We start from the raw sequence: 14,373 nt of genomic DNA on the forward strand, positions 1-14,373 counted from the left end.
GGGGTAATTTGACTTGTGTGTACACCATAGTCAGAAACGGGCGGAATGTTTTGCGATCAAACTAACTAGATACTGAATTAACCGCCTCGGAAGCCTTCTCGGCTGGTGGAAAGCCACCCATACGAATCTCAGAAGTGAAGGAAGTGATACTAAATCCACCAAAACTCTTGAGGACATTTACCCGCATTCGCAAATTGGGGCTAGCAAACCACAGGCGTTCCTCTGAGAAGATGGTTTCATCCTCTGTAGTTAGGATCAAAGCACCATCACTGTCAATTTTATAGCGTCCGGCAACTGGAGTTTTATTGACATCAACTATTTCTCGCAGTAACCTGCCTTGGGCCGGATTATCCGCATCAGGTACTGAAACTAATACAGTTGAACCACTATGTTTTGTTTGATCCTTGTCCATTGTGCCGTTCCAGGTAATTTTGGTAGCACAGGAAGCAGAACTAGGATTAATGTTGTAATTTTGACACAGCTTGACGGCTTCTGGATGATCTACTGCCAGCGCCTCAATGATGATATCTGACTTGCTATGTTCCGATTGGTTAAAAGCCAAATGTTGACTAGTACGATGAGAAAACCATTTACCAGCACTTAACTGAAAAAACTCTTCAATATTCATGAATGAAATTACCCTGCATCAAAATGCTAAAATTCCCACTTAATTATTATTAAAAGGTAGCAGGAGGCTTTAATATTAAGCTTGATTGCCTATTTCCTCAAGCTTCTTCAGGCCAATTCTGGCTGCCTCAGCAACGTTGAAATGATTGTCTTTTTCCAGGTATTTTAAAGCTGAGACACTCTTGGGAGTGGGAAGATTTCCCAAAGCTTCTGCCAAACGCTGCCTAACTAACCAATCATCTGATTCGGCGAAGCGCAGGATCTTATCTACAGATTCGATGTCTTGAATTTCTCCCAGTGCAGAGATTGCAGCTTGTTGCAACACTACTTCTTTGCTATCCAATGCCTGAAGAAGAATTTGACGGGCACGGGGATCTTTAATATTACCTAGAGAAACAGCTGCACTAAAACGTACTAGCCAATCAGTATCTTCATAAAATGCCCGTGAAAGTACCTCAAAGGCTCTGGCATCACCCAAATATCCTAAAGCACCAGCGGCATCAGCGCGCATACCATAATCAGGATCATTTTCGAGAATTTTTACCAAAATAGAATAACATTCTGGTGTTGGCTTGATTCCTAGAGCAAATATTGCCATCGATCGCAGTTGCAAAGATTCGTCGTCTAGTACCTTTTTAATCAAAGGTACTGCATCCTCAGCTGCAACGTGACGCAGATTAGCAAGGGCTACCATGCGATCGCGTAAATTCGGACTTTCTAGCTGAGTAGAAATTTCTTGTAAGCTTAGAGCTGCCATTTAGTTCAAAGCGTTTTCTTTACTTATCTTAATTTACCCGATCTGTTCATCAGGCTGTCGCCATAGTGAAGTAGGAGTTTGGCGACTTTACAAAATGGCTCAATTATGAATGATAAAAAAGCGATCGCGCTTACACCAGTTGCAGAAGTCGGTGTAAAGCATCTGCCAATTGGGAAAATCACCCGCATCCATAGCCCTTTCTAAGAAAAGGCGTACTTGGCAATTCGTTTCTAAATATTAAGTACATCTTCATCGTCAATTGGTACGAGTAGTTCTGCAGATCGCAAAAAAGCCGCATAACTGGCAAATAACAACATATTAGCGTTTTTAAAATAGTATTTGGGGTAGTAGTCGATTATGTACTTTTGTAAAGATGTAACAAGAAGTTGCGTAAAGTTATTAGCTTGACCTGAGTAACTTAATACAAGTTCCCTTAAACATAAAATCACAAGCTGAAAAAACTGCTTTGCAAAAATCTCTCTGGGAAAAAATACAAATGCTAGCAGGAATAGATTGTATGAAAATTAGTAAGCATGAGTCAACAGATTTTCCTATAGAAATCCAAGTAATACCTACACAGTCAGAAAAAATTATTGACCGACCTTCAGAACCTAAGAACAATTCAGACCTTGAAAATAAAGAGGAAAAACAACAACGTCTAGCTATTCTAGCAGAAGACACACGACGTAGGCTGAAACGAAGTGCTATGGACATTTATTGCATTGGTGTCAACTTGTTAGAAGCTCAAAAAATTACCGAACATGGCGAGTTTCTACCTTGGCTACGACAAGAGTTCGGAATGGGAAAAACTTCAGCCTATGAGTTTATTCACGTTGCCAGAGCATTTGAGTCCAAAATTCCGATTATCGGAAATTTGATTAATGGTATTACTCCTACTGCTCTCTATAAACTAGCTGCTCCTAGTACATCTGAAGCTGCTATAGATGAAGCAATAAATCTTTTGAAGGCAGGCGAAGTAGTTGATCCAGATGTTGCTAAAAATCTCATTAAAAAATATAGAAATCCTAAAGTAGTAAAAGAAGAGCAACAAAAATATTCTTCAGTTAGTCAACAGAGGGATACAAATCAAGTAGAGGCATTAGTCTTACCTAAGGCTGAGGTTTCTAGTATTGAACAAACAACCACTCATCTGCCACTTTCTTCTCCACTTCAACCGAATGAACTACAAAAATTGGTAGCGGAGCGTGATACTTATAAAGCACAACTAGAAGTACTGCAAATAAAGAATCAGAAACTTCAGCTAGATATTGCAAAACTTCGTTCAGAATTAACTTTATTACAAACTAGTAAAGCTAACAGTAGTTAGGGGAGCCTCTGATACTTACCTAAGCCTGAATTATTGAGCTAACTTTCATCTAGTAGAATCAATAGATATCTCCAAAAATTAAATATGTGTTATCCATAAACCTTGTAGAGATTTAGCATTGCTACGTCTCTACATTCATTTAAACTCATATTTCTAATATGCTCGTTTGAAGCTTGCGATTATAAAAAGTTGCCAGAAATGAGTGAGTTTATAATTTACATAGCCATGATTTTTTTGATGTTAAAACGTCTTCTAAAGTGCCATTCACTATTTTACAATCTCTTCCAGTGCTAGCCTTTAGCAAGCCTCTATACATCTACGTTTTATTTGAAAATCTATTTTTGGTAAATTCCTAAACTGGAAAAATTCTCCAGTTTTAGATTTGCATGAAAAACGAACAAGCTCAAATAAGTAAGAAAAGAAAAATATTTAAAAACAATTTTTTTGAATGTGGTAAGTTAAGTAAATAAGGCAATATCCTGAAAATTATAAAAATTAAAAATAAAAAGAAGAATACTTGTATTTTTTTGAAAAAGATGGTAAATATAAAACCAAGCAGCACACTACTAAAAAGCTTAGTGTTTTTATATGTAGACGTATTGGCAATTATTTTGGTAGATAATGCTGCAAAAATTAACACAAGATAAATTTCAATAATTAGCCGTCGAATCGAGAAGCTTATACGGGGAAAAACTTTGGAATTTAGCAATAAAGCTCAGAAACACTTTTGGATAATTAATTCGATAAATTATAACCAAATAGAAAGTTTCTAGAATCTTGCATAAAACTCAAATAATAGACTGATTATTATTGGAAGGGTTAAAGAAACAAGATTCTTAAGTTTAGACATTACAACTCAATCAATAGTTGCAATTAGGAGATTTAAAGCAATGATTATAGTTATGAAATTAGGTACGCCATCAACAGAAATCGAACGTGTTGTTAAAGAACTTAGTCGTTATGAAATCACCCCAGAAGTATGTCAAGGTCAACACAAAACAGTAATTGGCTTAGTTGGTGAAACGGCAGAAATTGACACTAGGCAGATTCAAAATCTTAGCCTTTTTATTGAGCAAGTGATCCGAGTAAAAAAACCATTTAAACGTGCTTCTTTAGAATTCCGCTATGGAGAACATAGTGAAGTGGTTGTACCCACACCTAATGGAGCTGTTACCTTTGGACAAACCCATCCTTTAGTTGTAGTTGCTGGGCCATGTTCTGTTGAAAATGAGGAAATGATTGTTGAAACAGCACAGATAGTAAAAGCAGCAGGGGCACAGTTCCTACGAGGTGGGGCGTACAAACCTCGGACTTCACCTTATGCATTCCAAGGACATGGCGAAAGCGCATTAGGTTTGTTAGCAAAAGCTCGTGAAGCTACTGGTTTGGGTATTATCACAGAAGTCATGGATGCAGCTGATTTAGACAAGATTGTTGAAGTAGCAGACGTGATCCAAATTGGTGCCCGCAATATGCAGAATTTCTCCCTACTGAAGAAAGTAGGCACTACAGGTAAAGCAGTCTTATTGAAGCGGGGACTGTCAGCCACAATTGAAGATTGGTTGATGTCAGCTGAATATATTTTGGCAGCAGGCAATCCCAATGTAATTTTGTGTGAGCGGGGAATTCGCACCTTTGACCGACAGTATACACGGAATACCCTTGATATATCTGCAATCCCTGTCTTGCGGACTTTGACTCACTTACCAATTATGATTGACCCTAGCCACGCCACCGGGAAATCAGAGTTTGTCCAACCGATGACCTTGGCAGCGATCGCAGCTGGCGCAGATTCCTTAATGATTGAAGTTCACCCTAACCCAGCTAAGGCTCTTTCAGATGGCCCTCAGTCTTTAACACCGGAAGCATTTGAAGACTTAATGCTAGAAATGGCTTCTTTAGGTAAGTTCTTTGGTCGTTGGTCTAAACAACATAGCACCACTGTTACCCCCAAGTTTGCTGCACGAGTTTCTGCCACCGCCAGTAGTGCTTTATAAGCGTGCCATTTCCCTGAAATATCTCTGACAAAGCAACAAAGGCACAACTCCCAACAAGGACATCCAATCAGTCCATCATCTGTGCAATCTAAATAATAATTGGAAGTTCAATGAATACAACATCACTCAACAAAAACAAGACCTTTCAATCTTCTGCAACCTCCGTAGTAAATTCCAGCAAAACTGTAATTGTAGGCAACCAAGACCTAACGATAGACGAAGTAGCTAGTGTGTCCCGTCATGGTGTTCAAGTACGCCTAACCGATAATCGAGATGTTGTCCAAGGAGTTCAAGCATCGTGTGATTACATTAGTGATGCTGTGGAATCTGGTCAACCAATTTATGGCGTGACAAGTGGTTTTGGTGGCATGGCCAATGTTGTCATTTCCCCTGAATCTGCGGCACTGCTTCAGAACAACCTAATTTGGTATCACAAAACTGGAGCCGGACAAAAATTACCGCTAGCTGATGTCCGAGCCGCCATGCTTTTGCGTGCTAACTCCCACTTGCATGGTGCATCTGGTATTCGTCTAGAACTTATCCAGCGTATGGAAACTTTCTTAAATGCTGGTGTTACACCCCATGTATATGAATTTGGATCTATTGGTGCAAGCGGTGATTTAGTGCCTTTATCCTACATCACTGGGGCATTGGTTGGTTTAGACCGCTGCTATACTGTTGACTTTAACGGCGAAGAAATCGATGCGCCGACAGCGTTGAGTCATCTGGGTTTAGAGCCATTGCAATTACTTCCTAAAGAAGGATTGGCAATGATGAATGGCACCTCAGTCATGACAGGTATTGCTGCCAATTGTGTCTACGACACCAGAGTTTTATTAGCTCTCTCAATGGGGGCACATGCCCTAGCAATTCAAGGTTTGAATGGTACCAATCAATCATTCCACCCATTTATTCATCAACTCAAACCACATTCAGGGCAAAAATGGGCTGCGAACCAAATGCTGAACTTACTAGCAGGTTCACGCTTAGTCCGCGAAGAACTAGATGGTTCTCACAACTATCGGGGTGGAGATCCAATTCAAGACCGTTATTCACTGCGCTGTTTACCACAATATATGGGGCCGATTGTAGATGGGATCGAGCAGATTAAAAAACAAATCGAAGTAGAAATTAATTCTGTCACCGACAACCCGCTAATCGATGTTGAGAACCAAGTTAGCTATCATGGCGGTAATTTCTTAGGGCAGTACATCGGTGTAGGAATGGATCAGCTGCGCTACTACATCGGGTTGTTGGCTAAACATTTAGATGTGCAAATAGCCTACCTGGTAGCGCCAGAATTTAACAATGGACTGCCAGCATCTTTAGTGGGGAACCGAGAGCGCAGTGTCAACATGGGGCTAAAAGGTCTGCAAATATCTGGGAACTCCATCATGCCATTGTTAACCTTCTATGGAAATTCGATCGCAGACAGATTTCCTACCCATGCCGAACAATTTAACCAAAATATCAACAGCCAAGGTTTTGCTTCTGCAAACTTAGCGCGCCAGTCAGTAGAAATCTTCCAGAAATACATGGCAATTGCTCTGATGTTTGGGGTGCAAGCGGTTGATTTACGTACTTACGTCGTTGCTGACCATTATGATGCCCGCGCTACTCTCTCACCAGCAACTAGAGATTTGTATATGGCAGTGCGCGATGTTGTTGGACAACCAGCTTCAGCTGACCGCCCTTACATTTGGAACGACCACGAACAAGCTCTAGACGAACACATTGTCCGCATTGCAGATGATATTGCTTGTGGTGGGCAAATCGTCACCGTGATTAACAACAGTCTTTGCGCCAACGAATGAGCAATGGGCAGTGCAAAGTAACGAAAAAAAGAGAGTAGAGAGTGGGTTAATCCCTACTCCCTGCTCCCCATAAAAAATTTCTAATTTAGTTATAGTATGAACATCGCACACCATGTTGAGCGGGGTCAACGTTTATTTCCTGACAAAATCGCCCTAATTTTTGAAGATACATCTTTTACCTACCATCAGCTTGACCAGCTAGCCAATCGTATGGCCAATGGTTTACGTGGATTGGGGGTCAAAAAAGGCGATCGCGTGGCCCTATTTCTGCCAAACATTCCAGAGTTCGTCATTTCCTATCTTGGCATTCTCAAAATCGGCGCAGTGGCTGTCTCAGTCAACGTCATGCTCAAAAGTGCTGAAGTCAGCTTTATTCTCAACGACTGTGCCGCCAAAGCTGTCATTACCACTCAGTTGCAAAGCGAACAAGTGCAACAGGCAGACTTACCTGAACTGCAACACATTTTAATTGCAGAAGGTAGCGTCACTCAGGGAATTAGCCTAGTACAACTCATGGAAAATGCTTCTCCTTACGCCCGTGCTGTCGAATTGGATCGCCACGCTCCTGCAAGCATCGTTTACACATCAGGCACCACAGGTTTCCCCAAAGGAGCTACTCTTTCTCACGGCAACATCATTTCTAATATGTATTCTCACAACCGTTGTTGTGGAATGCAACCGGACGACCGATTGCTACTTTATTTACCACTATTTCATTGCTTTGGTCAAAACGCTATTCTCAACGCTGGACTTAACGTTTGTGCAAGTATCATCCTGCAACGTCGGTTTAAGCTTGAGCAAGCTCTGGAAAACATCAGCACAAATCAAGTGACAATGTTTTTTGGTGTGCCGACGATATACATCAATCTGCTAAATACAGATACCTCTGCCTATCGCCTTGAGAATGTGCGTTATTACTTTTCAGCAGCGGCACCCATGCCGACGGAAGTCGCCCAGAATTGGCTAGAGAAATATGGAAAATTTATTCATGAAGGATATGGTCTCACGGAAACATCGCCATGTGCTTGTTATAACCACGACCTGAAATATAAGCTTGGTTCGATTGGGATGCCAATTGAGAATGTAGAAATGAAGATTGTTGATGCTGATGGTCATCCAGTAGAACCAGGCGAAGAGGGTGAAATCGTTATTAAGGGTCCAAACGTTATGCTTGGTTATTGGAATCGCCCCTTTGAAACCGCCCAAGTCATTAAAAATGGTTGGTTCCATACTGGCGATATTGGTCGGATGGATGAAGACGGCTTTTTCTACATCGTAGATCGCCTAAAAGATATGATCAACATTTCTGGATTTAAGGTCTATCCTAGTGAAGTAGAAAATGTCATATATCAACATCCTGCAATTGCCGAGGCTGCTGTATTCGGAATTCCAGATAGGCTCAAGGGTGAGATAGTGCAAGCAAACATCGTACTTAAGTCTGGCTACGCAGTTACAGAAGAACAAATTATTGATTTTTGTTCTCGTCGGATAGCAACTTATAAACTTCCCCGTGTGATTAACTTTGTGGATTCACTGCCCAAAAATCCGACTGGGAAAGTCCTCAAGCGAGTTTTACGTCAGAAATTAATTCCTCAATACGCTACTATTACCACCTGAATCAGAATTTTAGCCAACTACTCAAGTAACCTAAAAAGAGGTTCATCTCATGCAACAGTCTGATATTAAATCGAATCAAATCTGGACTAAAAAATCTAATAGTAATACCATTTTCGCGCAACATACAGGCTCTTCTTTAGTACTATCTCCGAATGAAAAGTCTAGCCAATCAGAATCTACTGGGCTAACAGTTGCAGATGCTCTAGTCAAAATGCTAGAAGATTTAGGAGTACGCCATGCTTTTGGTGTTTCTGGTGGTGCGATTGCCTCACTCTGGGCAAGCTTAGAACATAGCTCCATCGATGTGCTACACTTCCGCCACGAATCAGGAGCAGCCTTTGCCGCGATTGAGTCGTACTTTGCAAATAATCGCCCTGTTGTTGTGTTTACTACCACAGGCCCAGGCATTACTAACGCTCTGACTGGACTGTTCGCGGCACGTTGGGATGGTGCGAAGGTGATTTTATTATCTGCTGCTACTGCTGCCCCACAACGTGGACGCTGGGCTTTCCAAGAAACTAGTACTTACACAATGCCAAGTGAAGTTTTTTGTACTTCTGGCTCGCTGTTCAACTATGCTACTAGTATTGAGACTGGTGATGAATTGCCAGAAATTGCTCGCAGACTTGCTGTAGGTTTGGCACGCCCAGGGGGATTTGTGACTCATTTGAGTGTCCCCACAATTATCCAATCCAGTTTCTTCAGAGCATCATTGCCTCGCGTGAGTTTCTCGCAAACTCTGTCCACTGCCGGAGAGGATGCGATCGCCAAATCTGTACAGTTACTTTCGGAAAGTCCGTTTGCCATTTGGGTAGGCTATGGCGCTAGAGGCGCAGCCGAGGAAATCCGCCAACTGGCGGAGAGAACCGGAGTTGCCATCATGTCTTCGCCGCGTGGTAAGGGCATCTTTCCTGAAAATCATCCGCAGTACTTGGGCGTAACTGGCTTTGGCGGGCATAACTCGGTTGTAAAATATATGCAAGAGCAACGTCCAGGGCGTGTACTGGTTTTGGGAACCCGCCTTGGTGAGTTTACCTCCTTCTGGAGTCCAGCGATGGTTCCCGCAAAAGGATTTGTCCATGTAGACATTGACCCAGAAGTGCCGGGAACCGCATATCCATCTGTTGAGACTTTATCCATTCAATCAGATGTGCAAGTCTTCGTCAAAGAACTACTCAAGTACTTTCCTAAGCGTTCTGGACACAGCCCTGTATTTCCTAATCCTCAGCGTGTCCCACTCCTACCCCAAGCCGAAGGTCTAGTGCGCCCAGATATACTGATGGATACAATTCAACAAGTATTTATTGATCGGGGCGATGCAGTAGTGATGACCGAAGCAGGAAACTCTTTTGCTTGGGGCACCCACATACTGCGATTTACTAGACCAGATCGCTATCGGGTTAGCACTGGGTTCGGCTCGATGGGTCATGCGGCCACTGGTGTCTTGGGTGCTGCATTGGCACGAAATAACAAAGCCGTCGCTATTCTTGGGGATGGTGCGATGCTAATGAACAATGAGGTCAGCACCGCTGTCAAATACCAGATTCCCTGTGTCTGGATTGTCTTGAATGACTCAAGCTATAACATGTGCGCTCAAGGCATGACATTGTTGGGATTTAAAGGTGTAGATACGCAGATGCCACCAACGGATTTTGTAGCAATTGCCCGAGGTATGGGAGCCGATGGCATTCGTGTTGACAGGGAAACTGACCTCCAGTCTGCTTTAGAGAAAGCATTCGCTGCTAACGTGCCGTTCGTTGTTGATGTCATCATTAATGATACACAACACGCGCCGTTTGGCAACCGTATTCAGAGTTTGATTGAACAAGGTGCTAAAGAAACAAATACTAAGTAATCAACAGGAGATTTGTGATGATTAACCCAGCAGTAGGCATTCGCTCAATTGCACTAACCTTCCCTAGCATTGTACGTACAAACGACTATTGGCAAAATAAATACCCAAACTTAGTAAATGTTGCCGAGCAAAAAGCCTTAGCCAAGTTGTTTTCCGCCAGTAACTCCAATGAAAAAACTTGCGAGTTTGACCAAGAAATGATACCTTATATGTCAGACCCATTCCGTGGAGCCAATGAGCGCCGGGTACTAGCAGCAAATGAGTCTTCTATGACTTTGGAGAAGCGCGTGGCATTTGATGCGATCGCTGCCGCAGAGATGTCCACCGATGATCTAGACTTGATGATAGTCACTTCCCTATTCCCCGAACGGATTGCCCCCGGGAATGCTTCCTTCTTGGTGGGGGAAATGGGCTTGCGTTGTCCTGCCTGGAATCTTGAGTCTACTTGCTCTAGCGCTTTGGTGGCTCTCCAGACTGCTAATGCCCTAGTGCAAACTGGAGCGTACCGCAATGTATTAGTGGTCATCTCTTGCATATATTCTCGCTTTGTAGATGAAGACGATACTTTATCTTGGTTTATGGGCGACGGTGCTGGAGCCTTTGTAGTCAGCGCGCTCAAACCTAACCAAGGAGTCTTAGGAACTAAAATCATTCATACTGCTGCAACCTGCGGAGCCTTCTTTAATGAACTCACATTAGACGCTCAAGGCAACCCACGGATGCGTATTCAGAATGGCAAAAACGCCAGCCAGCAGATCCGGGGTACAGGTGTAGAGTTTGTGCGTGCTTGCAGTCTGGGTGCGGTTGAAGCTGCTGGAGTCAGTCTCAATGATATTCAATTCTTTGCTTTCAATACACCCACTGCTTGGTATGCAAACTTGTGTGTGCGCGCCTTAGGCATTGATCCTGAGCGCACAATCAATCTCTACGCGCAGTATGCAAACATTGGGCCAGTACTTCCCATCGCCAATATGTACTATGGCGCACAAATGGGCAAAGTCAAAGAAAACGATTTAGTGCTTGTTTACACTATTGGTTCTGCTTCTACTGCTGTTGCCACCGTCATGCGCTGGGGTGATGTCAAACTTGGGACTGTTCCAGCTCCTGCACTTTACCATAACCAACAGGAAGATAAAATTCCCCTGTTAACTCGGTAAGTGTATTCCTTAAGATGGTATTATAATGAAGGCTAGAAAAATGGTCGTATCAGTTGCCTATTTAGGGCCAAAGGGAACTTACGCAGAAGCTGCTGCCTTAGCTTATACTAATCAGTTGGCAGAGGAACTGGCACAAACAACCCAGCTATATCCTTATCCTAGTATTGCCGAAACATTAAGAGCGTTAGCCCGAGGACAGGCTTATCTGGCAGTCGTACCAGTGGAAAACTCTGTTGAAGGTAGTGTCTCTAACACGTTGGATACTCTGTGGCAACTGCCTACATTGCAAATTCAACACTCCTTAGTCTTACCGATTTCCCATGCCCTAATTTCATGTGCGAAGTCTTTGGCAACTATCCGCACCGTTTATTCTCATCCCCAAGCCCTCGCCCAATGTCAGGGGTGGTTGGAGCGGTCTCTACCATCTGTGGGACTGGTTCCGACCAACGCTACCACAGAGGCACTCCATTGTTTGTCAGAAGACAAGACAGCCGCCGCTATCGCATCTTTGAGAGCAGCCGAACTCTACAATTTGCCAGTTCTGGCTTGCCCAATTAATGATTATCCAGAAAATCATACCCGTTTCTGGGTGCTAGGTTTAGAATCATCAAAGAGTGGAAATCAAACTTCCCTGGCTTTTAGTGTTCCCACCAATGTTCCTGGCGCACTTGTGAAACCGTTGTTTTGTTTTGCTAGTCGGGGCATTAATCTTAGTCGGATTGTATCTCGTCCGACCAAGCGATCGCTCGGCGAGTATCTTTTCTTCGTGGATTTAGAAGCTGATCCTAGGGAGGCTGCTGTGCAATCTGCCCTAGAAGAATTAACAAGCTGTACAGAAACGCTAAAGATTTTTGGTAGTTATTGAATGAATTGAAATATTCAAGGTTAGCCTTGACAGAGTGTAAGTTTTTATTTTTGCCGAGTCAGTTGTTGGTAAATAAGCGTAATCTTTTCCTAAAAAATAACCTTGTGGAGATCTAAACAGCATCAAGTTTTTTACGAAAAGATAGAAATTATGTCGAAATGATTATGCTTCTATCTCTCAAAGCTTTTGTGAATTTTTTGATACAAACACTTATAAGCTTTACATAAACATGATATTAAACATATGGTTTAATTCTAATGTTGTATCAATATGAAGTGTAATTTTGCTACAAAGCCAGTGTTTTTAAGACTTTGAAAAATTCCATAATTTGGAAGGAATGGCACAAATGAACAAATCGCATCTAGTGCAGAAACCCTATCTAGCTGAAACTCCCGTCAAAAGTCTCTTCTTTGGTACACCTAGCAATGATATTGTTTTCGGCACTCTAAACAATAACACAATCTTTAGTGCCAGTGGTAATGATGTACTACTGCTTTTACCAGGTAATGATTTTGCAAGTGGCGGTGATGGTAACGATCTAATTGTGGGTGGAGCAGGGGATAATATTCTCTTTAATCCACCCGCAGACAATGGTCATACTGACGACATTCTACTAGGGGGTACAGGAAATGACTTCATCAGTGGTGAGTCTGGTAATGACTATATTGATGGAGAAACAGGGAACGATATTATGCTGGGTTCTCTGGGCAAAGATTTCATCCGAGGCGGAGAAGGAGATGACAAAATTTTTGGTGGTCTTGAGGATGATGTATTATTTGGCAATGAAGGTAATGACTTTATCACCGGTGATGAAGCTAATGATTTGCTAGGTGGCGGTTCAGGAAATGACCAACTGTTTAGTGGTATAGGAGATGACACTCTCTTAGGTCAGGAAGGTCAAGACAAAATTATTGGCGATCAAGGCAACGATGTTTTAAATGGTGGAAGTGGCAACGATACTTTAATTGGTATTGACCCCTTTAATCCTCCATATCAATTTGGCAAGAGTGATATTGATAGTCTCACAGGTGGTGAAGGCAGAGATACCTTTGTCTTGGGGGATGCAGGACATGTCTATTACGATGGTGGTGGGTCTAAGTTGACAGGCGGTGCAGCTATCATCAATGACTTCAACCGCTACCAAGATTTTATTCAACTTAAAACCGTCAAAGACGGTCAATATGTTTTGACAGAAGAACCAAGCCCTGTGTCAGGCGTATTATCCAGCAAGATTTTTTTACAAAGACCAAATCAGCCCCTAGAATTGATAGCTATTATTCAAGGTGTTACTAACTTAAATCTGAGCGATCGCTATTTTAAATATACTCAGCAAAATACAGGTCCACTGAGGGCTAAACCTAGCGATAGCGTAACCCTTGGCGGCAGCAATAATCAACAAATTTTTGGTTCAGCAACAAATGATTTCTTAGGAGGTACTGCAACTACCTACTTCGATGGCGGGCAAGGGAAAGACTTAATTGTTAGTACACTCTCAAACAGTATCCTGTTTGGTGGTGCTGGTGATGATATTCTTTATGGTGGGCCAGACAATCAAACCCTCTTGGGAAGTGAGGGAAACGACCTGTTGATTGGTCGTTTAGGTTTTGATGCCGGAATTAACTTTCTCGATGGTGGCACAGGAGATGACGCAATCATAGGAAGCCTTGCTGATGACACGATATTATGTGGCATCGGTAATGACATTGCTACAGGTAATCTTGGCAATGACTTAATCTTTGGTAATGAAGGTGACGATAAACTAAATGGTGTAAACGGTACTGACACCATATTTGGCGGAAATGGCAACGACATACTTATAGGAGGCGAAGGAAATGACTATCTTGAGGCCGGAACTGGGCAGGACTATTCTGTTGCTGGGACAGGAGATGACACTATCTTGGGTCAGGAAGGTGAAGACAAAATTATTGGCGGTCAAGGCAATGATGTTTTAAATGGTGGAGGTGGCAACGATACTTTAATTGGTATTGACCCCTTTGATCCCACATATCAATTTGGCAAGAGTGATATTGATACGCTCACAGGTGGTGCAGGCAGAGATACCTTTGTCCTGGGGGATGCAGGGCATGTCTATTACGATGGTGGTGGGTCTGAGTTGGCAGGCGGTGTAGCTATCATCACTGACTTCAACCCTTACCAAGATTTTATTCAACTTAAAACCATCACCGATGGTCAATATGTTTTAGTTTCTAGTTCTACTCCAGGGCAAGAGTCTACCAAAATTTTCTTAGACAGAGCAAATCAGCCACTAGAACCGATTGGTAGTTTGCAAGGTGTCACAAATTTAAGCTTAAACAATAACTACTTTGTTTTCGTCTAAGAGGATGTTTGAAAAGTCA

At 42.5% G+C, this 14,373-nt stretch carries 11 protein-coding genes; 9 read left to right on the forward strand and 2 right to left on the reverse strand.

Annotated features, from left to right (window positions below):
* Window positions 1–61: 61 nt before the first annotated feature.
* Entirely contained in the window at window positions 62–628 is a 567-nt protein-coding gene (locus HWQ40_RS34060; protein ID WP_292786735.1) for a phycobiliprotein lyase, read from the reverse strand.
* Window positions 629–703: 75 nt separating this feature from the next.
* Window positions 704–1,384 carry a HEAT repeat domain-containing protein gene (locus tag HWQ40_RS34065; protein WP_292786737.1) on the reverse strand — a complete coding sequence of 227 codons (681 nt, stop codon included), beginning with the start codon at window positions 1,382–1,384 and terminating at the stop codon, window positions 704–706.
* Window positions 1,385–1,462: 78 nt separating this feature from the next.
* Here HWQ40_RS34065 and HWQ40_RS34070 point away from each other — a divergent pair, with 78 nt between their 5' ends.
* From HWQ40_RS34070 to HWQ40_RS34110, 9 genes are all read left to right on the forward strand, one after another.
* Window positions 1,463–1,588 carry a hypothetical protein gene (locus tag HWQ40_RS34070; RefSeq protein WP_292786739.1) on the forward strand — a complete coding sequence of 42 codons (126 nt, stop codon included), beginning with the start codon at window positions 1,463–1,465 and terminating at the stop codon, window positions 1,586–1,588.
* Between the two features lie 313 nt (window positions 1,589–1,901).
* Window positions 1,902–2,711 carry a DUF3102 domain-containing protein gene (locus tag HWQ40_RS34075; protein ID WP_292786742.1) on the forward strand — a complete coding sequence of 270 codons (810 nt, stop codon included), beginning with the start codon at window positions 1,902–1,904 and terminating at the stop codon, window positions 2,709–2,711.
* 890 nt (window positions 2,712–3,601) lie between these two features.
* A complete protein-coding gene (gene aroF, locus HWQ40_RS34080) occupies window positions 3,602–4,708 on the forward strand; it encodes a 3-deoxy-7-phosphoheptulonate synthase (RefSeq protein WP_292786744.1) in 1,107 nt (368 codons plus the stop codon).
* Window positions 4,709–4,818: 110 nt separating this feature from the next.
* Window positions 4,819–6,522 carry a histidine ammonia-lyase gene (locus HWQ40_RS34085; RefSeq protein WP_292786746.1) on the forward strand — a complete coding sequence of 568 codons (1,704 nt, stop codon included), beginning with the start codon at window positions 4,819–4,821 and terminating at the stop codon, window positions 6,520–6,522.
* Window positions 6,523–6,618: 96 nt separating this feature from the next.
* Entirely contained in the window at window positions 6,619–8,139 is a 1,521-nt protein-coding gene (locus tag HWQ40_RS34090; RefSeq protein ID WP_292786749.1) for a long-chain fatty acid--CoA ligase, read from the forward strand.
* A gap of 49 nt (window positions 8,140–8,188) precedes the next feature.
* The gene (locus tag HWQ40_RS34095; protein WP_292786752.1) at window positions 8,189–9,994 is read left to right on the forward strand and encodes a ScyA-related TPP-binding enzyme; all 1,806 of its coding nucleotides are present in this window, start codon (window positions 8,189–8,191) and stop codon (window positions 9,992–9,994) included.
* Between the two features lie 17 nt (window positions 9,995–10,011).
* Entirely contained in the window at window positions 10,012–11,151 is a 1,140-nt protein-coding gene (locus HWQ40_RS34100; RefSeq protein WP_292786754.1) for a 3-oxoacyl-[acyl-carrier-protein] synthase III C-terminal domain-containing protein, read from the forward strand.
* 40 nt (window positions 11,152–11,191) lie between these two features.
* Window positions 11,192–12,016, forward strand: coding sequence for a prephenate dehydratase (gene pheA / locus HWQ40_RS34105; protein WP_292786756.1), 825 nt, complete (start codon window positions 11,192–11,194; stop codon window positions 12,014–12,016).
* A gap of 346 nt (window positions 12,017–12,362) precedes the next feature.
* Window positions 12,363–14,354: a calcium-binding protein gene (locus tag HWQ40_RS34110; protein ID WP_292786758.1), complete on the forward strand. Its 1,992-nt coding sequence runs from the start codon at window positions 12,363–12,365 to the stop codon at window positions 14,352–14,354.
* The last annotated feature ends 19 nt before the right edge of the window (window positions 14,355–14,373 follow it).

It is taken from the genome of Nostoc sp. NMS9 (assembly GCF_017114995.1).
In the GTDB taxonomy this organism is placed as follows: domain Bacteria; phylum Cyanobacteriota; class Cyanobacteriia; order Cyanobacteriales; family Nostocaceae; genus Nostoc.

What these genes read in the sequence shown, in the direction of transcription:
- HWQ40_RS34065 (WP_292786737.1), bottom strand. Translation starts at nt 1,384, where the DNA reads ATGGCAGCTCTAAGCTTACAAGAAATTTCTACTCAGCTAGAAAGTCCG.
- HWQ40_RS34095 (WP_292786752.1), top strand. Translation starts at nt 8,189, where the DNA reads ATGCAACAGTCTGATATTAAATCGAATCAAATCTGGACTAAAAAATCT.
- HWQ40_RS34110 (WP_292786758.1), top strand. Translation starts at nt 12,363, where the DNA reads ATGAACAAATCGCATCTAGTGCAGAAACCCTATCTAGCTGAAACTCCC.
- HWQ40_RS34075 (WP_292786742.1), top strand. Translation starts at nt 1,902, where the DNA reads ATGAAAATTAGTAAGCATGAGTCAACAGATTTTCCTATAGAAATCCAA.
- pheA (WP_292786756.1), top strand. Translation starts at nt 11,192, where the DNA reads ATGGTCGTATCAGTTGCCTATTTAGGGCCAAAGGGAACTTACGCAGAA.
- HWQ40_RS34085 (WP_292786746.1), top strand. Translation starts at nt 4,819, where the DNA reads ATGAATACAACATCACTCAACAAAAACAAGACCTTTCAATCTTCTGCA.
- HWQ40_RS34090 (WP_292786749.1), top strand. Translation starts at nt 6,619, where the DNA reads ATGAACATCGCACACCATGTTGAGCGGGGTCAACGTTTATTTCCTGAC.
- aroF (WP_292786744.1), top strand. Translation starts at nt 3,602, where the DNA reads ATGATTATAGTTATGAAATTAGGTACGCCATCAACAGAAATCGAACGT.
- HWQ40_RS34100 (WP_292786754.1), top strand. Translation starts at nt 10,012, where the DNA reads ATGATTAACCCAGCAGTAGGCATTCGCTCAATTGCACTAACCTTCCCT.
- HWQ40_RS34060 (WP_292786735.1), bottom strand. Translation starts at nt 628, where the DNA reads ATGAATATTGAAGAGTTTTTTCAGTTAAGTGCTGGTAAATGGTTTTCT.